This is a genomic window from Pseudonocardia yuanmonensis, assembly GCF_039542425.1.
Taxonomy (GTDB): domain Bacteria; phylum Actinomycetota; class Actinomycetes; order Mycobacteriales; family Pseudonocardiaceae; genus Pseudonocardia; species Pseudonocardia yuanmonensis.
On sequence record NZ_BAABIC010000004.1, the window covers coordinates 106,828 to 125,568 of the forward strand.

An 18,741-nucleotide genomic window follows, 5' to 3' on the forward strand; every position below is an offset into this window, starting at 1 on the left:
CCTTCCTCGATCCCCGGATCATCGCCCGGCGGCGCGGATCGCCGCGGCGAGCTCGTCCACGTCGTCGAACGGGTGCTTGATCCCGTGGACCTCCTGGCCGGTCTCGTGTCCCTTACCCGCAACGACCACCACGTCGCCGGGTTTCGCCACCTCGACGGCGGCCGCGATCGCGGCCCGCCGGTCGCCGATCTCCAGGATGTCGCCGCGCGCGGGTTCGGCCTCGGCACCTGCGCGCATGGCGGCCCGGATCTCCGCCGGGTCCTCGGTGCGGGGGTTGTCGTCCGTGACGATCAGCACGTCCGACCGGGCCGCCGCGGCCGCGCCCATCAGCGGGCGCTTGCCGGTGTCGCGGTCGCCGCCGCAGCCGAGCACCGTCACGATCCGTCCGCCGGGCTGCTGGGCGCGCAGCGCGTCGAGCAGCGCGGCGACGGCGGCGGGCTTGTGCGCGTAGTCGACGACCGCGAGGAACTCCTGGCCCGCCTCGACCCGCTGCATCCGCCCGGGCACGGCCAGCTCGGCGAACCGCGGCGCGGCGACGGCGGCGGGCACCCCGGCGAGGTCGAGCACGGCCAGGGCCAGCACGGCGTTCGCGATGTTGAAGGCACCGGGCAGCTGCAGCCGCAGCGGGATCTCCCGCCCGTCCGGCGCCACGACGACGGCCTGCTGGGCGCCGTCCGGATCGGTCACCACGTCCCGCGCGGTCCAGTCGGCCGTCGGGTGGGCGGGAGACGGCACCGTGGCCACCGTGACGGCGTCGGGGGCCATCCCGGCCAGCCGGCGGCCCCACTCGTCGTCGACGCACACGACGCCCTTCGCCGCGCGCAGCTCGTCGTCGACGAACAGGCGCGCCTTGGCGGCGAAGTACTCCTCCATGTCGTGGTGGAAGTCCAGGTGGTCCTGGGAGAGGTTGGTGAAGGCGCCGACGGCGAACCGGGTGCCGGCCACGCGGCCCAGCGCGAGCGCGTGGCTGGAGACCTCCATCGCCACGTCCGTCACGCCGCGCTCGCGCATCACCGCGAACAGCGCCTGCAGGTCCGGTGCCTCGGGGGTGGTGAAGGCGCTCGGCAGGGACTCCGTGCCGATCCGGGTCCCGACCGTGCCGAGCAGCCCGGTGGCGCGGCCGCCGGCCCGCAGACCGGTCTCGAGGAGATGGGCCACCGTCGTCTTGCCGCTGGTCCCGGTCACGCCCAGCACCGTGAGACCGGCGGTCGGGTCGCCGTAGACGGCCGCGGACACCGCCCCGAGGATCGTGCGCGGGTGCGGGTGCAGCAGCGCCCGCACGGCCCCCTGCTCGACGGCCGCGCGCAGCTCCGGGCGGGTCAGGCCGGCCGGGTCGGTGAGGACGGCGGCCGCGCCGGCGGCGAGCGCCGCACCGGCGAAGTCGGCACCGTGCGCGCGGGCGCCCGGCAGCGCAGCGAAGAGGTCGCCGGGGCGGACGTCGGCGTTGCGGTGGGTCACCCCGGTCACGGCGACCGCGGGCCCCTCCGCACCCGTGGTCGGCCCCGTGGTCGGCTCCGCACGCTCCGCCTCCGCACCCATGGTCGGCTCCGCACGCTCCGCCTCCGCGCCCGGGTACGGCTCGGCACCGGTCAGTGCGGCGAGGCGGGCGAGGTCGACGGGCACGACCCGCACGGGGCGCGGGGGGAGGCCCGGAGCGGGCTGCCCGGCCGTCACGCGCGCGGCCGTCGGGCGGTCCGTGGGGGCGGAGCTGGCGGGCGACACGTCGGGGAGGCTACCGAGGTCGTCCCGGCCCGCTCCCGCCGCACCACCCGCCCGTCACGGGTCCCCGGACCGGCTGCGGGCACGCCGGAGCGGCCCCCGGTCGGACGTCCGGGGGCCGGTCGGTCGGCGGCGGATCAGGGCGGCGTCAGGGCACCACCAGGGTCTGCACCGGGGCCGGCTCGCCGACCGGGATGTTCTCCTTCTGCCCCAGGTAGGAGGCGATGTCGTGGAACAGCGGAGCCGCGGAGGTGCCGCCCTTCGGCGCGTCGAGCATGATCGCCACCACGAACCGCGGGTCCTGCGCCGGCATCATGCCGGCGAAGGTGATCCAGTAGGTCGAGGACGCGTAGCAGCCGCAGTTCGGGTCGACCTGCTGCGCGGTGCCCGTCTTGCCCGCGACCTGGTAGCCGGGCACCTGCGCGGCGTAGCCGGTGCCCTGGTTGCCGCCCGGCGCCTTCTGCGTGACGGCGGTGAGCATCGTCCGCAGCTGCGCCGCCGTCTCCGGCGACACCACCCGGACGCCCTCCGGCTGCGGGGTCTCGGTCCGCGTGCCGTCCGGCGCGACGGTGGCGCCGACGATCCGCGGCGGGATCCGCACCCCGTCGTTGGCCACGGCCTGGTACATCCCGGCCATCTGCAGCACGGTCATCGACAGGCCCTGGCCGATCGGCAGGTTGCCGAAGGTCGAGCCGGACCACGCCGACCGTGCCGGCACCGAGCCCGGGCTCTCGCCGGGCAGCCCGACGCCGGTGCGCTGGCCGATCCCGAAGCGCGCCAGCATGTCCGAGAACCGGTCCGGGCCGAGCTTCTCCGCCGTCATGATCGTGCCGACGTTGGAGGACTTCGCCAGCACGCCGGTCAGCGTGTAATGGTCCAGGCCGTGGTCCCAGGCGTCGTGCACCGTGCGGTCCGCGACCTTGATGCTGCCCGGCACGTCGAGCACGTCGTCCGGCTTGGCCAGGCCGTACTCCAGCGCCCCGGCCATGGTGACGATCTTGTTGACCGACCCCGGCTCGAACGGGCTGGAGACCGCCGCGTTGCCGAGCGTGGCCGGGTCCGCGGTGACGAGCTGGCGCGGGTCGAACGTCGTGCCGTTGGCCATCGCCCGCACCTGGCCGGTCGCCGAGTCGAGGACGACGGCCGAGCCGCCCTTCGCCCCGGTCCTCGCCACGTAGTCCTGCAGCTTCTGCTGCACCACGTACTGCAGGTCCGAGTCGATCGTCAGCTCGACGTCCGAGCCCGGGACCGCCGGCTGCTGGGCGCGGGTGCTGCCCGGGATGACGGTGTCGCTGCCCTCCGCGGTGTCGACGACCTCGAAGCCGTCCGTACCGGCGAGCACGTCGTCGTCGGAGCTCTCCAGACCGACCCGGCCGACCAGCTTCTGGTTGTCCGCGCTCCAGGTCGCGGCCCCGATGATGTTGGCGGCCAGCGTGCCCGACGGGTACTGCCGCGACTCGCGCTTCTCCTCGGCGATCTCCGGGAAGCGCTCCTCGAGGGCGCGCGCCACGTCCGGGTCCGCGCTGGTGGTGAGCACGACGTAGCCGCGATCGGAGTTCAGCTGCTCCTGGATGGCGTTGGCGTCGCCGCCCGTGGCCTGGGCGACGGCCTGCGCCATCTCGGTCTTGTACGCGCCGGCCTGCTCCTTCTTCACCGAGCTGATCAGCCGCGGGTTCGTGACGAGCGCGCGCGACTCGGTCGAGAAGGCCAGCCGGGTGCCGTTGCGGTCGAGGATGGCGCCGCGCTCCGCCGCGATGGTGATCTTGGTGGTGCGCTGCTTCTCCGCGCTCGCCGTGAGGTCGCCGGCGCGCACGGTCTGGATCAGCAGCAGCTGCACCGCCGACACCACCAGCAGCACGACGAGCACGAGGCGGCCGATCCGGAAGCGCCGGTCCGCCTGTCCGACGCGCGAGGCGGGGCGGCGCGGCGGCCCGGGCGGGCGCCGCGGACCCGACCGCGGGCGGGAGCCGGGGCGGGCGCGCGGGGGCGCGATCGCCATCAGCCCGCGCCGCCGCCGGACGGGGCCGGGGACTGCGCGGCCTGCTGGTCCTGCTCCCGCGACGCCCGGTCATGGGGCGCCTGCTCCTGCTGCTGGGTGGCGGCCTCGGCGTTCGGGTTCGCGGCGGCCGCCTGCGCACCCTGGTCGGCCTGCGCACCCTGGTCGGCCTGCGCACCCTGGTCGGCCTGCGCACCCTGGTCGGCCTGCGCACCCTGGTCGGCCTGCGCACCCTGGTCGGCCTGCGCACCCTGGTCGGCCCGGTCACCCGACGCCTGCGCGTCCGGCGCGGTCTGCCCGTCCTGCCGGGCACGGGCGTCCGCGCCGGGCTGCGACTCCGCCGGCGGCTGGACCGGCGCCGGAGCCGGGTTCGCCGGGGCCGCGGGCACGGGCGCCGCCGGCCGAGTGGCCGCGGAGGGCTCGCCGACGACGGTGACCGCGCCGTCCGGCGCGACGACCAGCCGGGCCGGGTCCTGCACCGGGACCATGCCCAGCTCGGCGGCCCGCTGCGCCAGCGCGGGCGCCGACTCCATGGCCGCCACCTCGCGGTGCAGCCGCTCGCTCCGCTCGGTGAGGTTCCGGGCCGCCGTGCGCGCGTCCTGCAGGGTGTACGAGTCCGCCGCGGCGGCCGTCGACAGCCACAGGGTGAGCACCAGCCCGGTCGCCAGCAGCGCCATGATCAGCAGCACGAACTGGGCGCGACCGCCGGTGGTGCCCTTCTGCCCGGCGCGCCGGGGCGCGCCGGCCAGCCGCCGGGTCCGCTGGTCGCGGCGGGCGTAGGCGGCCTTCGCCGCCCCGGAGCCGCGGCGCTGCGCGGGGACGGTGACGCTCCCGCGCTGGGCGGGGATGCGGCGCGCGGGCGCCTCGGTGGTCGACGCGGCCCCGTGCCAGCTCACCGACACCGAGGGCCGACGGGTGCGGGTCCGGTCGGCGACCGGGGCGCTCACGCCGCACCCCCGGTGACGCCCTCCGAGTTGCTGCGGATCATGCTGCGACCTCCCGGATGCGTTCGGCGGCCCGGCACCGCACCGAGGCGGCGCGCGGGTTCTCTTCGATCTCGTCGTCCCGTGCGACCTCGGCCCCACGGGTCAGCAGCCGCAGCTCCGGGCCGTGGCCCGGCAGCTCGACCGGCAGGTCCACCGGGGTCCGGGAGGTCACGCGGGCGGTGAACTCCCGCTTGACCATCCGGTCCTCTAGCGAGTGGTAGGCGAGCACGACGATCCGCCCGCCCACCGCCAGCGAGTCGAGCGCGGCCGGCAGCGCCGTCCGCAGGGCCTCGAGCTCGCGGTTGACCTCGATCCGCAACGCCTGGAAGGTCCGCTTGGCCGGATGCCCCCCGGTCCGCCGGGACGCGGCCGGCACCGCGGCGTAGAGCAGCTCCACCAGCTCCGCGCTGCGGGTGAACGGTGCCTGCTCCCGGCGCCGCGCCACGGCGGAGGCGATGCGCCCGGCGAACCGTTCCTCCCCGTACTCCCGCAGGATCCGGGTCAGTTCGGGCACCGGATAGGTGTTGAGCACCTCGGCCGCGGTGGGCCCCGTGGTGGGGTCCATCCGCATGTCGAGGTCGGCGTCGCGGGCGTAGGAGAAGCCGCGCTCGGCGGCGTCGAGCTGCAGCGAGGACACCCCGAGGTCGAACAGGACGCCGTCGACGCGCGGAAGCCCCAGCTCCGCGAGCACGTCGGCGATCCGGTCGTACACGGCGTGCACCAGGTGCGTCCGGCCGGCATGGGCGGTGAGCCGCCGCCCGGCCAGCTCGAGCGCCTGCGGGTCCCGGTCGAGGCCGACCAGGGTCAGCCGCGGGTGCGCCGCCAGCAACGCCGCCGAATGGCCGCCGAGGCCCAGGGTGGCGTCGACCAGCACCGCCGGCCGGTCCCGCAGGGCGGGCTCGAACAACTCGAGGACACGCGGCAGCATGACCGGCACGTGGGAGTGCGGGCCCCGGTCGTCCTCCGTGGTGGACACCTGGTCACCTCCCGCCGCGCCCCCGGCCCCGCGCCCGCACACGTGACCGCCCTGCATGCACAGCGGCCCGGGACCCGCCGGCGTCCCGAGCCGCTGCCGCCCGCTCCAGCTCCCCAGCCTGGCGGGTGTGGTACCGCTGTGTCCCCGCCGTCCCCACCTGGACGCCGTGCGGCCGCCCCGCCCCGACGGACCTGGCACCGGGGAAGGTGCGCCAGGGCCGTCGGACCGGGAAGGCCCTTCACGGCGTCCGGGTCGGGACGGCGACGGTGTGTCGCGTGTCGAGAGAAGTGGACCCCTCCGCGCCCGGGAAGCGGGCTCAGATCAGTCCGGGCAGAACCTCCTCCTGCGCCTTGGCGTAGTCCTCCTCGTGCCGCTCCTGGTACTCCTGCCAGGACTGCGCGTCCCAGATCTCGACGCGCGTGAACGCGCCGATCACCACGCACTCCTTGGTCAGTCCCGCGTACCGGCGCAGCTCCGGGGCGATCGCGATCCGGCCCTGGCCGTCGGGGTTCTGCTCGTCGGTGCCCGAGAAGAGACTCCGCTGGAAGGCCCGGGCCGACTCGCTGGTCAGCGGCGCCGAGGCGACCTTGGTGGCCATCTCCGTGAAGGCCTCGCGGGTGAACACGTAGAGGCAGTGGTCCTGCCCTTTCGTGACCATGCACCCGCCCCGCAGTTCGTCCCGGAACTTCGCCGGCAGCGTCAGCCGCCCCTTGTCGTCCAACCGAGGGGTGTAGGTGCCGAGGAACACCCGCCCCACCTCTTCTCGGAGCCCCGTCTCGCTCCAACGGCCGCCACATTACCCCACTTCCCCCCACCGTCAACTCGAACAGACCCCTGACGGGGCCTCCGTTCGGTGTTTCAGCAGGTCGGATGACGTGGGGCGCGGTGGGGGAGATCGCCCGGAAGGTGCCGCGGGGGCCCCCGCCCCACCAGCACCTCTACAGAGAAACCGCAGGTCAGGAGGTCGACGCTCGCACCGTGGGGAGTCGTGGGGCGGGGCGTGGGGGACGGTGGGGGCCCGCCGTGGGGGGCGGTGGGGCGTCGGGTGGGGGCCCCGGACGGACGCCCCGGCGGGGGTGGCCGTGACACGTCCGGGGGACGTGCCTCGCACCCGTTTGACAGACTGGGGGCCAGAGTTTTCCGCAGTTCCCCGTGTCCGACCCGTCCGCGGACGCCCACGAACAGGAGCAGGGTTGACCACCAGCAGCCGTCCGGGCCCGCCGGTGACCGGCGAGGGTACCCCCGAGCCCCCGCCGCTGGGAGCCGTCGCCGACCTCACCGGGCGCATCGCGCAGAACGTGCAGCGCATCATCGTGGGCAAGCCGGAGGTCGTGCGGCTCGCGCTGGTCACCCTCCTCGCCGAGGGCCACCTGCTGGTCGAGGACGTGCCGGGCGTCGGCAAGACGTCGCTGGCGAAGGCGCTGGCGCGCTCGCTGGACTGCTCGGTCAGCCGGGTGCAGTTCACCCCCGACCTGCTGCCCGGCGACATCACCGGCATGTCCGTCTACAACCGGCAGACCGGCGAGTTCGAGTTCCGGCCCGGGCCGGTGTTCGCCAACGTCGTGATCGCGGACGAGATCAACCGCGCCTCGCCGAAGACCCAGTCGGCGCTGCTGGAGTGCATGGCCGAGCACCAGGTGACCGTCGACGGCGGCACCTACGGGCTGGCCAGCCCCTTCCTGGTCGTCGCCACGCAGAACCCGGTGGAGATGGACGGGACCTACCCGCTGCCCGAGGCACAGCGGGACCGCTTCACCGCGCGGATCAGCGTCGGCTACCCCGATCCCGCCGCGGAGCTCGCGATGATCGACGAGCACGCCGGCGCGGACCCGCTGGACACCCTCCGTCCCGTGGCCGACGCCCGCACCGTCCGCTCGGTGATCGAGGCCGTGCGCCGGGTCCGGGTCGGCGCCGAGGTGCGGCAGTACTGCGTCGACCTCGTCGGCGCGACCCGGCGGCAGCCGGAGCTGCGGCTCGGCGCCTCCCCCCGCGCCACCCTGCACCTGGTGCGGGCGGCACGGGCCCAGGCCGCGCTCGCCGGCCGCGGCTACGTCGTGCCGGACGACGTGCAGGCCGTCGCCGTCCCCGTCCTCGCCCACCGGCTGACCGTCGCCCCCGAGGCCGGCGCGTCGCGGGTCACCGCCGCCGACGTCGTCCGCGGGTTGCTGTCGCGCATCCCGGTGCGGGCACCCGCCCGGGCGTGAGCCCGCGCCGGTCCGTGGGTCGCTCGGCGGCCCGCACCTTCGGGCTCACGGTCCGGGGGCGCAGCCTCCTGGCCGGTGGCGTCGCGACCGCGGCGTGCGCCGTGGTCCTCGACGAGCGCGACCTGTTGCGGATCGGACTGGTCGTGTGTCTGCTGCCGCTGGTCTCGCTGCTGCTCGCCGTGCGCACCCGCCGCTCCGTGCGGGCCGCCCGCACGCTGCTGCCCGGGCGCACCGCCGTCGGCGCCCCCGTCGAGGTCGCCCTGGACCTGCGGGGCGGGCCGGTGCTCGGCGCCCTCCGCCTCGCCGACACCGTGCCCGACGCCGCCGGCCCGGTGCCGTCCACGCCCCCGCGGTTCACCGTGCACCGCATCGGCGGCCGCGGCGCGCGCGTCACCTATCCCCTGCGGCCCGCGCTCCGCGGCGCGCACCGGGTCGGCCCGCTGACCGCCCGGGCCGTCGGCGCGCTCGGGCTGGCCGAGTTCACCCGCGAGATGCTCGGGCCGGACCGGCTGCTGATCGTGCCGCGGGTTGTCGAGCTGCACGGGGCGCCGCGCGCGCTGGGCAGCGGCGAGGGGCTCCCCGGGGCCGCGGCTCAGCAGGGCCAGGGCAGCCCGGACGTCATGGTCCGGACCTACCGGCAGGGCGACGAGCTGCGCCGGGTGCACTGGAAGAGCACCGCCCGGCACGACGAGCTGATGGTCCGGCTCGAGGAGCGGCCCTGGCACGCGGGCGTCACCGTGCTGCTCGACCGGCGTGACGGGGCGCACCGCGGCCACGGCACCGGGTCCAGCCTCGAGTTCGCGATCACGCTGGCGGCCAGCATCGGCGCGCACCTGCTGCGCCGCGGCGAGCCGGTCGAGGTGGTCACCGAGGACGGCGCGCCGGTCGGCCCGGCCGAGGGCCTCGACCCCCTGCTCGACGGGCTCGCGGTGCTCCGCCCCGCCGCGCGCCCCGACCTGTCCGGCCCCTCCACCGCGGCCGGACGGGACGTCGTCGCCGTGCTGGGGGCGTGCACGCCCGAGCAGGCCGGGCAGCTCGCCGGCCGGCACCCCGGCGGCGGGTACGCCGTCCTGCTCGACGCCGCCACCTGGGAGGACGCCGGCGAGCGGGCGGCCGATCCGGTCGCGGCGGCCGAGGTGCTCCGCCGTGCGGGCTGGCACGTCGCCGTGGCGACCGTGGACCACACCCCGGAACAGGCGTGGGCGGCGCTGGTCGCGGGCAGCCCCGTGAGCCCTGCGGGTGCGCGGTGAGCGCGCTGCGGTCGGACGTCCGGGTCACCTGGCCGCTCATCGAGTGCGGAGGTCGACGATGAGTGCCCCCACCGCGGTCCGCCCGGCCCCACCCGCCGCCGCTCCCCCGCCCGTCCGTCCCCGGGTCCGGTGGGTGGCCGCCGTGGCCGCCGGCCTCGCCGTCCTGCTCGCGGGCACCTGCCTGGCCGCGGTGGTGCAGGGCGGCACCTGGTTCACGGACGGCGCGCTGGCCGTCGGCGTCGTCGTCGGGCTCGGGGTCGCGCTGCAGCGGCTGCCCGGGCCGGCGGTCGCCCTCGGCCAGCTCCTCGGCGTCCTCCTCCTGCTCACGGGTCTGTTCGGCGACGGGGCGGTGGCCGGCTTCCTGCCCGGCCCGGCGGCGTTCGGCGCCTTCGGGGACCACGTCGCCGAGGCCGCCACGCAGATCGACTCCGGGGTCGCGCCCGTCGTCCCGACGCCGGGGATGCTGTTCCTGATCACGGCCGCGTTCGGCCTGCTCGCGGTGATCGTGCACGCGGTCTCCGTGTCGGCGGGGGCGCCGGCCGCGGCCGGTGTGCCCCTGCTGTGCACGGTCGCGGTGCCGGCGGCGCTCTCCGAGACCCTGCTGCCCTGGTGGGCGGTGGCCTGCGCGGTCGCGGGGTACGGGCTCCTGCTCGTCGCCCGGGACGGGGCCGGGCGGCGCGGGAGCGCCCTGGTGACCGGCGGGATCGCGGTCGTGGCCGTGGCCGGGGTGCTCGGGCTGCTGGTGGGCAGCGCGGCGACGGTCGTCGGCACGGCCGGACGGTTCGCCGGCGGCGGGGCCGGCGGTGCCGGCGGGGCGATCGGACTCAACCCGTTCACGTCGCTGCGCGGGCAGCTCACCCAGAGCGACCCGGTCGAGCTCTTCCGCACCACCGGGCTGCCCCGGCCGACCTACCTGCGCGCGCTGACGCTCTCCGACTACCGCGCCAACTCGGGGTGGCAGGCCGCCACGCCCCGCCCCGGCGTCCCGCTCGCGGGGCCCCTGACCGAGGACCCGGCCGAGGGCGAGCGGGTCAGCGTCGCGGTGCAGAACGTCGCCTTCCGGGACTACTGGCTCCCGCTCTACGGCCAGCCCGAGTCCGTGACCGGCGTGGACGCCGACCGCTGGGCCTACGACCGCAGCAGCGGGATCGCCTACACCCAGCGTCCGCGCGAGGAGGAGGCCTGGCAGGAGACGGCCGTCCTGTCCGCGCCGTCGGCCGAGGACCTGCGCGGCGCCGCCGGCCCGACCCGCGTGGACCCCGTCTATCGGGACACCACCGGGGTGGACCCGCGGGTCGCGCAGATCGCCGCGGACGTCACCCGGGACGCCGCGACCCCGTTCGACAAGGCCATCGCGCTCGTCGAGCACTTCACCGGGCCGCAGTCGCAGTTCCGGTACAGCCTGGAGACGGCGCCGGGCAGCGGCGACGACGCGCTCGTCGACTTCCTCACCGTCGGCCGCGCGGGGTACTGCGAGCAGTTCGCCTCGGCGATGGCCGTCATGCTGCGGACGCAGGGCGTGCCGGCGCGGGTGGCGGTCGGGTTCACCGCCGGGACCGAGGGCGACGGCTACCGCAGCGTGAGCACGCGGGACGCTCACGCCTGGGTCGAGGCCTGGTTCCCCGGCCACGGCTGGACGACCTTCGACCCGACCCCGCTGACGGACGGCCGCACCGTCGTCCCGCCGTACGTGCTCGAGGCGGTGGCGGACGCCCCGCCGGGCGCCGAGCAGCCGGCCGGGCCCGAGCAGGAGGTCCCGCAGCCCGAGCCGCAGGCCGAGGCACCGCAACCGACGCCGGAGCCGCCGCCCGTCGACCTGACGCAGCCGGACCCGACGGTCGCGGACGAGGGCGGGAGCGTTCCGGTGTGGGGCCCGCTCGTGGCGCTGCTGGTCGTGGCGCTGGTGGCCGGCCCCGCCGTCGCGCGGCGGATGCTGCGGAAGCGGCGGTTCGCCGCGGCGGCGGCCGGCGGTCCGGGCGCGGGCCGCGCGGCGTGGGACGAGGTGCTCGCGACCTCGCGGGACCGCGGCTCGGCCGTGTCCGACGGCGACACGGTGCGCGGCACCGCGCGCGCGATCGTCGGGGCGCACGAGCTCGACGGCCCGGCCCACGACCCGGTCCGGGACGAGCTGCGCGAGATCGTGCGGATGGTCGAGGCGGAGTGGTACGGGGACGAGTCGCCCGCCCCTGGCGCCCTCACCGGTCCGCTGCAGACCGTGCTCGCCGCCCTCGACGGCTCCGGGCGGCGGGGCTGGCGGGCCTGGGTGCAGACCCTGCTCCCCCGCTCCCTCCTCAGCACCGCCAGGGAGCGCGTTTCGAGCAGAGCCGGCTGATCCGGGTCGGTCGGCCGGCCGACCGGGGCTCGACGAAGCGCCACCCCGAGGCACCGGCGTGATCGTCCGTCGGGGGTCGGGGAGGGTCGAAAATCGACCGTTCCGGTCCACGACTGATGATCACACTGCCCGGAAGGGCCGGAACCCATGGCGCGGGTACGAGAAGAGCCGCGACCCCCGGGGTCGCGGCTCTCACTCGTGGTCGGTGCTCACTCCTGTTCGAACCGGCGGCGGAAGCGCTCCTCCATCCGGCCGGTGAAGCGGTTCTTGTCCGGCTCGGCCTGCTTGTCGTCGGAGCCGTCGCCGGACTTGGCGACGCCGCGGGCGCTGATCGCCAGCATCGTGCCCCCGAGCATGGCCAGGAAGCCGACCACGCTGACGACGGGGACCGCGCCGACGAGGTCGCGGAGCGGGGCGACCGCCACGCCGACGACGAGCAGGACCAGACCCACCGCGAAGAGCGCGATGCCCTGGAGCCGCCGGCGCCGGCTCGGTTTGCGCAGCTTGGAGCCGCGCACGGTCGAGGCGAACTTGGGGTCCTCGGCGTAGAGAGCACGCTCGATCTGTTCGAGCAGGCGCTGCTCGTGCTCGGAGAGGGGCATGACGTCCTCCGGCACAACGGTCACGGGATGTCCCACCAACCGTGGTGCGCGGGTGGCGGGACGAGCGCCCGGGATGGGCGTCTGACCAAGAGGATACGAGGCAAAGGGCTGGTCCACTACCCGGAGGTCACAACCCGGACGGACCGATCTTCGAACGGCCGTCCACACCTGACGGGAGGTGATCGACGTCACTCCTCCCGCCCTGGTCGGGGACCTCGGGGGGTGACGGCGCGGGCGAGGACGTGCAGCCGCGCGGCCACCTCGCGCAGGGCCGGGACCCCTGCGGCGAGGTCCTCCAGCTCGGCGGCGCCGCGCAGGGCCGTGGCCCCGCCGTCCCGGACGGCGTGGGGCAGCCAGGCCTCGAGCAGCCCGTCGCCCTGGACGACCTCCACCCGCAGGCGGCGGGTCTCCTCGAGCAGCGCGGTCACCGTGGGCCCGTCGAGCCGGCGGCGCAGCGTGTCGTCCGGGCCGTAGCGCCCGTCGGGATCGGTGAGGACCGCTCGGGCCTCCTCGAGGCGTCCGGCGAGGATGTGCCAGAGCACGGCCGCGTGCCGGCTGCTGGCGAGCACCGACACCGCCGCGCCGGGTGCCGCGACCGCGGCGAGCGACGCGGCCGCCCGCGCCGGGTCGTCGACCACCTCGAGCAGCCCGTGCCCGAGGACGAGGTCGGCACCGCCCGAGTCGATGAGATCGGCCACGACCTCGGGCAACTGGTCCGCGTCGCCCTGCACGGGGGTGACGAGGGCGTGCACCTCGGCCTCCCGGGCGCGGCGCTCGAGCGCGGCCAGCGCGTTGGGGCTGACGTCCACCACGGTCACCGCGCATCCCACCGCGGCCAGGGGCACGGCCCACGAGCCGCTGCCCCCACCGACGTCGACCACACGGGGCCTGCCGTCCGGCCGGGCGACCCGCGCCCGCTCGACCTCCGCGTCGAGGACACGGCGGACCGCCCCGCCGTCCACGCTTCCCGGACGCTCGCCTGCCGCCGCGTTCACACGGGCAGCCTAGTGGCGCCCGCACAGGCGGGAGCGGCGAGACGGTAGGTTGATCGCCGTGCAGGTCGTCGCCACGCTGAGCCTGAAGGGCGGGGTCGGCAAGACCACCGTCGCCCTCGGTCTCGCCGGCGCCGCGCTGCACCACGGCATCCCCACCCTCCTCGTGGACCTGGATCCCCAGGCCAACGCCACCATCGCCCTGGACGTCGAGCCCACCACCGGCACAGTGGCCGACGTGCTGGACGAGCCGAGCCGCTCCGTGCTGCGTCGCGCCATCGCGACGAGCGCGTGGGGCGAGGGGCTGGACGTGCTGGTGGGGTCGGAGCAGAACGAGCGGCACAACCACCCGGACCCGAGCACCAAGCAGCTCGAGCGGCTGGCCCGCGCACTCTCCCGGCTCGACGACCCCGACCTGGGCTCGAGCCTCGGCCGCACGGACGAGAAGCCCGGCGAGCCCTACCAGCTCGTGATCATCGACTGCCCGCCCTCGCTGGGCCAGCTCACCCGCAGCGCGCTCGCCGCCGCGGACCGGGCCATCCTCGTGACGGACCCGACGATGTTCGCGGTGTCCGGCGTGCAGCGAGCCTTCGACGCCGTGCAGTCCGAGCGCGAGCGCGGGAACCCGGCCCTGCAGCCGCTCGGCGTGCTGGTCAACCGGGTGCGCCCGCGCAACGCCGAGCACGACTATCGGATCGCGGAGCTGCGCGAGCTGTTCGGCCCGCTGGTGTTCGGCAGCGTGCTGCCGGACCGCTCCGCCGTGCAGCAGGCACAAGGCGCCTGCCTGCCGATCCAGTCCTGGGACACGCCGGGCGCCCGCGAGGTGTCGGCGGTGTTCACCGCCCTCCTCGGCCGGCTGCTGCGCTCCCGCTCCCGGACCTGACACCTGCACCGCCGGGCGCCGCACCGCGGGTCGCCGCTCCCTCGGGGCTCACCGGTCGACGAGCAGCTCCCGCACGATCCCCACGAACTGCTCGGACTGCCGCAGCAGGTCGTCCGCCTCGCGCCGGCTCACCAGGCGCGCGATACCGGCCTCCGCGGCCGCGCGGGTGTCCGAGCAGGACGCGAAGAACGCCGCCCACTCCCCCAGCTCCGGCGCGATGTCGCCGAGCAGCTGCCACACGCTGCGCGGGCGCCCGCGCCGCTGCTCCGGGACCGCCCGCGCGGCCAGGACGGCCGCCCCGGCCCGCAGCGCGGCGAGGTACGCCGCCGGGTACCGCAGCAGCGGCTCCGGCGCGCGGTAGCCGTCCGCCACGCACTCCGCGGCCTGGCGCAGCAGGCCCAGCGCCGCCTTCGACACGGGCGCGGCCGGCGCCCGCTCGCTCGTCGTGATCGTCATCTCCGCTCCTCCGGTCCTCCCGCTCGCCCTGCACGCCCGCACCACCGCGGGCCCGTGCGCCCTGTCCCGTGCCGCGCCCGGCGGACGGACCGCCGGCAGGCACCCCCGTGCCCGGCCCGTGCCCATCCCGGCGCTCACCCCGCCTCCGGCACGCGCACCAGGTCCCAGACCCCGGGGCCCGCGCGCATGCGGAGCACGAACTCCCGGGCCGGTTCCTGCGGCGACTCCGCCGACCGGGCCTCGACCCGCCAGCAGCGCAGCTGGTCGCCCCCGATCGGCATCGGCGACGGGAACGGCCACGGCGATTCCTCGATCCACCGCTCGCGGATGTCCGTGACCAGGTACCGGGACCCGCGGCGGGCGGGCCTGCGTTCGAACTCCACCGGCTCGCCCTCGAGCCAGCGGACCTGGACCGGTGCGGGCTCGCGGGGCCCGAACACCCGGGAGAAGGTGCTCACGGAGATCACTCCCCTTCCGGCCGGCTGGGATCCGGCTGGACACGAGCACCGGCCCGCGCCGGTGCGGGCCCGGCGGGGTCGGTACGGACAGCGCAGACCGACCCGAGGGAGGGGTGCTTCCCCCACCCCGCCCCCGGGACCGACCTGGATCGAACATGCGTTCGACTTCCTCAGTGAAGCGCGTCCGGCCCGGGTCGTCAAGTCGGCCCGCACCACCGTCGAGGGACCCCGCGCACCCCTTCTCCTACCGGTGACCACCGACGGGACCGACGCGTGCCGAGGTGGGGACCGGTGCCGGCCCGTCGGCCCCTGCCCGAGGTTGCGTCCCGTGGTGAGATGGCGGCATGAGCCGCCCGCGCCCGCAGCCCCGGCGATGACCGCCGCGCCCGCCCGGCCGCGGCTGGTCACGTTGTCGTCGGTCGAGCTGGCCGACCACCTCGGCGAGGCGCTCGACGTCTACGTCGCCGCCATGGGCTACCCGCCCGGCACCGCCCGCCAGCGCCGCAACCTCTGGCTCGAGCACACCCGGCGCGCCGGGTGGCGCTGCGTCGGCTGGATGGACCCGGGCGGACACCTGATCGGCATCGCCTACGGCTACTCGGGCGGGCCCGGGCAGTGGTGGTTCGAGGAGGTCCGCCGCGGGCTCGCCGCGCGCGGCGCCGCGCGGGACCCCGCCCAGCCGGACTGGCTGCACGACTACTTCGAGCTCACCGAGCTGCACGTGCGGCCGGACGCGCAGGGCTCCCGGCTCGGCGAGGGCATGCTGCGCGCGCTGCTCGACGGCGTCCGGCACCGGATGGTGCTGCTGTCCACCCCGGAGTACGCGCCGCGCGCCCCCGGGCGGGCGTGGCGCCTCTACCGCAGGCTCGGGTTCGAGGACGTGCTGCGCGACCACCGGTTCACCGGGGACAGCAGGCCCTTCGCCGTGCTCGGCCGGACCCTGCCGCTGCCGCCGGCACCCGAGCGCGGGTGAGCCCGGCCCGTCGCTGTGCGGTCCCGGCGCCGGGCGATGGCACGATGACCGCCGTGCAGTCCCCGCCCGCTCCCCGCCGTGATCGACACCATGATCCGCACCGTGATCGACACCCCGGTCCACGGCGCTCCGGCCGCACGTCCCGGTTCCGCCGGATCGTGTCCGTGCTCCTGCTCGTGGCCACGGCCGTCGCGCTGCTCGGCGGGTGCGGCCGGGTGCGGGCGGCCCTCGCCGTGCAGCCGGACGACACCGTGACCGGCGAGATCGTGATCGCCACCCCGGAGAAGGGCCCGGACGACACGGGACCGGCGATCACCGTGCCGCCCGCGCTCGCGTCCGACGTGGACGTCTCGGAGTACCGGCAGGACGGCTACACCGGATCGGTGCTGCGCTTCTCGGGGCTGACGTTCGACCAGGTCGGGCAGCTCACCGCGACCGGCGGGCAGGCCGGCGAGCGCGCGCACCTGACGCTGCGGCGCGCCGGCAACCGGATCGTGCTGGAGGGCGCCGCCGACCTCACCACCGTGCCCGTGGACCGGGCCGACTTCCAGCTCAAGGTCAGCTTCCCGGGCGAGGTCCTCGACACCAACGGCGACTCCGAGGCCGGCACGGTGAGCTGGACCTTCACCCCGGGCGAGGTCGGCGACGTCGACGCCGTGGTGGCCTACGACGACCCGCAGGCCCCCTCGGCGACGGCGTGGAGCCTCGGCCTCGCGGTGGTCGTGCTCGGCGCCGTCGCGGCCGTGGTCGTGCTGGCCCGGCGCACCCGCAACCCGCCGGTGCGCCGCTGACCCGGCCCCGCTCGCGTCAGGGCAGGGCGGGCTGGCGGGCCAGCCCCAGCCGCTCGACCAGCTCGGCCGTGGCCAGCGAGCGGTTGAGCGTGTAGAAGTGCAGCCCGCGCACGCCCTCGCCGAGCAGCTTCCGACAGAGCTCCTCGGTGAGGTCGAGGCCGGCGGCGCGGAAGGCCACCGGGTCGTCCGCGTAGGGCTCCATCCGCTCGGCCAGCCCGGGCGGCAGCGGCGCGCCGGAGAGCTCCGGCCCGCGGCGCAGCGTCTTCACGCTGAGCAGCGGCATGATGCCGGGCAACAGCGGCACCTCGCAGCCCGCCGCGGCCAGCCGGTCCCGCAGCCGCAGGAACCCGTCCGGCTCCCAGAACAGCTGGGTGATCGCGAAGTCCGCCCCCGCGCGGATCTTCGCCAGGAGCCGCTGCAGGTCGCTGTCGAGGTCCGCCGAGCGGGGATGGCCGTACGGGAAGGCCGCGACGCCCACGCAGAACGAGCCGGACCGCTTGACCAGCCGGACCAGGTCGTCCGCGTAGGTGAGGCCCTCGGGGTGCGCCACCCAGTCCCCCAGCGGGTCCCCGGGCGGGTCGCCCCGGACCGCCAGGACGTTGCGGATGCCGGCGGCCGCGTACGAGCCGATGACGTGCCGCAGCTCCGCCACCGAGTGCGAGACGGCCGTGAGGTGGGCCATCGCGACCAGCGTGGTGTCCGTGGCGATGCGGGCCGTGGTCCGGATCGTCCGGTCCCGGCTGGAGCCGCCGGCGCCGTAGGTGACCGACACGAACGCGGGATCGAGGGGCTCCAGGCGGCGGATCGCCTTCCAGAGCTCCGCCTCCCCCTGCTCGTCCTTGGGCGGGAAGAACTCGACCGAGAAGACGGGGCGGTCCCGCCCTATCCGGTCGATCACCGAGGTGCGCGGCTGCGCGGTTCGCGTGGTCACCTGTTCAGCCTACGGTCGTGCGTCGGCGCGCCCAAGGTGCGTCCCGCCGATACGCTCGCCGCGTGGTTCATCCCTCCCCGCCCGCGAACGTCCTGCCGAGCCCGGCCCCCGAGCCCGAGGGTGCCGCCGAGCTCCGGGCGGAGGTGGAGCAGGCCCTGGAGGACTACCTGCTGCGCCGCCGCGAGGACGCCGCCGCCATCGGCCCGGTCTTCGCCGAGGCCGTCGACTCGCTCGTCCGGTTCGTCCTGAGCGGGGGCAAGCGGATCCGCCCGACCTTCGCCTGGTGGGGGTGGCGCGGCGCGGGCGGCGACCCGGCCGACGCGCAGGCACCCGCCGTGCTCCGGGCGATCAGCGCGCTGGAGCTGATCCAGGCCTCCGCGCTGGTGCACGACGACCTGATGGACGCCTCGGCCACCCGGCGCGGCCGGCCGACGGTGCACGTGGAGTTCGCCGGCCTGCACGCCGACGCCGCCTGGTCCGGCCCGCCCGCCCGCTTCGGCGCCGCGGCCGCGATCCTGCTCGGCGACCTCGCCCTGACCTGGGCGGACGACATGTACCAGGACTCCGGGCTGGATGCGGAGACCCTGCGGCGGTGCCGCGACCCGTGGCGCGGCATGCGCACCGAGGTTCTCGGCGGGCAGTACCTGGACGTGCTCACCCAGGCCACGGGCGACGCCTCGCCCGGTGCCGCGCTGCGCATCGACCGCTTCAAGACCGCGGCCTACACAGTGGAGCGGCCGCTGCACCTGGGCGCGGCCCTCGCCGGGGCGCCGGAGCGGCTCGTCGCCGCCTACCGGCGGTTCGGTGCCGACATCGGCGTGGCCTTCCAGCTGCGGGACGACCTGCTCGGCGTGTACGGCGACCCCGAGGTCACCGGCAAGCCGGCGGGGGACGACCTGCGGGAGGGCAAGCGCACGCTGCTCGTGGCGCTCGCGCTGGAGCGGGCCGGCGAGGGACCCGCCCGGGCCGCGATCACCGGCGCGCTCGGCGACCCCGACCTGGACCCCGCGGCCGTCGAGCGGCTGCGCGACCTGTTCACCGACCTCGGTGCGGTGCAGGCCGTCGAGCAGCGCATCGCCGCGCTGACCGGGGCCGCGCTCGACGCGCTCACCGCCGCCGACATCGCCGAGCCCGCCGCCACCGCGCTGCAGGAGCTGGCGGTGCGGGCCACCCGCCGGCACCGGTGACGCGC

Annotated in this window: 17 protein-coding genes; 7 read left to right on the forward strand and 10 right to left on the reverse strand. The window is 76.4% G+C overall.

All coding sequences use genetic code 11. The features are described 5' to 3' along the window. Nucleotides 1–18: 18 nt before the first annotated feature. From ABD990_RS07090 to mraZ, 5 genes are all read right to left on the reverse strand, one after another. Entirely contained in the window at nucleotides 19–1,539 is a 1,521-nt protein-coding gene (locus ABD990_RS07090; protein WP_425569550.1) for a UDP-N-acetylmuramoyl-L-alanyl-D-glutamate--2,6-diaminopimelate ligase, read from the reverse strand. A 328-nt stretch (nucleotides 1,540–1,867) separates the two neighbouring features. Then, entirely contained in the window at nucleotides 1,868–3,718 is a 1,851-nt protein-coding gene (locus ABD990_RS07095; protein ID WP_345379198.1) for a peptidoglycan D,D-transpeptidase FtsI family protein, read from the reverse strand. Beyond that, nucleotides 3,718–4,662, reverse strand: coding sequence for a cell division protein FtsL (gene ftsL / locus ABD990_RS07100; protein ID WP_345379199.1), 945 nt, complete (start codon nucleotides 4,660–4,662; stop codon nucleotides 3,718–3,720). The genes ABD990_RS07095 and ftsL overlap by 1 nt, the downstream gene beginning before the upstream one ends. A gap of 37 nt (nucleotides 4,663–4,699) precedes the next feature. Further along, on the reverse strand, nucleotides 4,700–5,677 hold the full coding sequence (gene rsmH, locus ABD990_RS07105) for a 16S rRNA (cytosine(1402)-N(4))-methyltransferase RsmH (RefSeq protein ID WP_345379201.1): 978 nt from the start codon (nucleotides 5,675–5,677) through the stop codon (nucleotides 4,700–4,702). A gap of 316 nt (nucleotides 5,678–5,993) precedes the next feature. Next, on the reverse strand, nucleotides 5,994–6,425 hold the full coding sequence (gene mraZ / locus ABD990_RS07110; protein ID WP_345379203.1) for a division/cell wall cluster transcriptional repressor MraZ: 432 nt from the start codon (nucleotides 6,423–6,425) through the stop codon (nucleotides 5,994–5,996). A 475-nt stretch (nucleotides 6,426–6,900) separates the two neighbouring features. On the opposite strand from mraZ, the gene ABD990_RS07115 reads away from it, so the two are divergent. From ABD990_RS07115 to ABD990_RS07125, 3 genes are read left to right on the forward strand one after another with little or no spacing between them, the layout of a single operon-like run. Beyond that, the gene (locus ABD990_RS07115) at nucleotides 6,901–7,881 is read left to right on the forward strand and encodes an AAA family ATPase (protein ID WP_345379538.1); all 981 of its coding nucleotides are present in this window, start codon (nucleotides 6,901–6,903) and stop codon (nucleotides 7,879–7,881) included. Then, on the forward strand, nucleotides 7,878–9,131 hold the full coding sequence (locus tag ABD990_RS07120) for a DUF58 domain-containing protein (protein WP_345379204.1): 1,254 nt from the start codon (nucleotides 7,878–7,880) through the stop codon (nucleotides 9,129–9,131). The genes ABD990_RS07115 and ABD990_RS07120 overlap by 4 nt, the downstream gene beginning before the upstream one ends. 58 nt (nucleotides 9,132–9,189) lie before the next feature. After that, nucleotides 9,190–11,463: a transglutaminase TgpA family protein gene (locus ABD990_RS07125; protein ID WP_345379205.1), complete on the forward strand. Its 2,274-nt coding sequence runs from the start codon at nucleotides 9,190–9,192 to the stop codon at nucleotides 11,461–11,463. 209 nt (nucleotides 11,464–11,672) lie between these two features. Here the strand turns inward: ABD990_RS07125 and ABD990_RS07130 are convergent, their stop codons facing one another. Further along, nucleotides 11,673–12,065, reverse strand: coding sequence for a DUF3040 domain-containing protein (locus ABD990_RS07130; RefSeq protein WP_345379539.1), 393 nt, complete (start codon nucleotides 12,063–12,065; stop codon nucleotides 11,673–11,675). Between the two features lie 188 nt (nucleotides 12,066–12,253). Then, nucleotides 12,254–13,060: a class I SAM-dependent methyltransferase gene (locus tag ABD990_RS07135; protein ID WP_345379207.1), complete on the reverse strand. Its 807-nt coding sequence runs from the start codon at nucleotides 13,058–13,060 to the stop codon at nucleotides 12,254–12,256. Nucleotides 13,061–13,118: 58 nt separating this feature from the next. Here ABD990_RS07135 and ABD990_RS07140 point away from each other — a divergent pair, with 58 nt between their 5' ends. Continuing rightward, the gene (locus ABD990_RS07140; protein WP_345379208.1) at nucleotides 13,119–13,940 is read left to right on the forward strand and encodes a ParA family protein; all 822 of its coding nucleotides are present in this window, start codon (nucleotides 13,119–13,121) and stop codon (nucleotides 13,938–13,940) included. A 48-nt stretch (nucleotides 13,941–13,988) separates the two neighbouring features. On the opposite strand, the gene ABD990_RS07145 is transcribed toward ABD990_RS07140, so the two are convergent. Together ABD990_RS07145 and ABD990_RS07150 are read right to left on the reverse strand one after the other, a co-directional pair. Next, complete coding sequence (locus ABD990_RS07145; RefSeq protein WP_345379209.1) at nucleotides 13,989–14,396, reverse strand: SAV_6107 family HEPN domain-containing protein; 408 nt, start codon at nucleotides 14,394–14,396, stop codon at nucleotides 13,989–13,991. 134 nt (nucleotides 14,397–14,530) lie between these two features. Further along, the gene (locus ABD990_RS07150) at nucleotides 14,531–14,854 is read right to left on the reverse strand and encodes a hypothetical protein (RefSeq protein ID WP_345379210.1); all 324 of its coding nucleotides are present in this window, start codon (nucleotides 14,852–14,854) and stop codon (nucleotides 14,531–14,533) included. A gap of 373 nt (nucleotides 14,855–15,227) precedes the next feature. Here ABD990_RS07150 and ABD990_RS07155 point away from each other — a divergent pair, with 373 nt between their 5' ends. Then, nucleotides 15,228–15,827 (forward strand): GNAT family N-acetyltransferase, encoded by a 600-nt coding sequence (locus ABD990_RS07155; protein WP_345379211.1) that lies wholly within the window; start codon nucleotides 15,228–15,230, stop codon nucleotides 15,825–15,827. A gap of 158 nt (nucleotides 15,828–15,985) precedes the next feature. Then, nucleotides 15,986–16,618 (forward strand): LppM family (lipo)protein, encoded by a 633-nt coding sequence (locus ABD990_RS07160; protein ID WP_345379212.1) that lies wholly within the window; start codon nucleotides 15,986–15,988, stop codon nucleotides 16,616–16,618. 16 nt (nucleotides 16,619–16,634) lie between these two features. Here ABD990_RS07160 and metF read toward each other — a convergent pair whose 3' ends face one another. Next, a complete protein-coding gene (gene metF, locus ABD990_RS07165) occupies nucleotides 16,635–17,549 on the reverse strand; it encodes a methylenetetrahydrofolate reductase [NAD(P)H] (protein WP_345379213.1) in 915 nt (304 codons plus the stop codon). Nucleotides 17,550–17,611: 62 nt separating this feature from the next. Between metF and ABD990_RS07170 the strand changes: the two genes are divergently transcribed. Continuing rightward, entirely contained in the window at nucleotides 17,612–18,736 is a 1,125-nt protein-coding gene (locus tag ABD990_RS07170) for a polyprenyl synthetase family protein (RefSeq protein WP_425569505.1), read from the forward strand. Nucleotides 18,737–18,741: the final 5 nt, after the last annotated feature.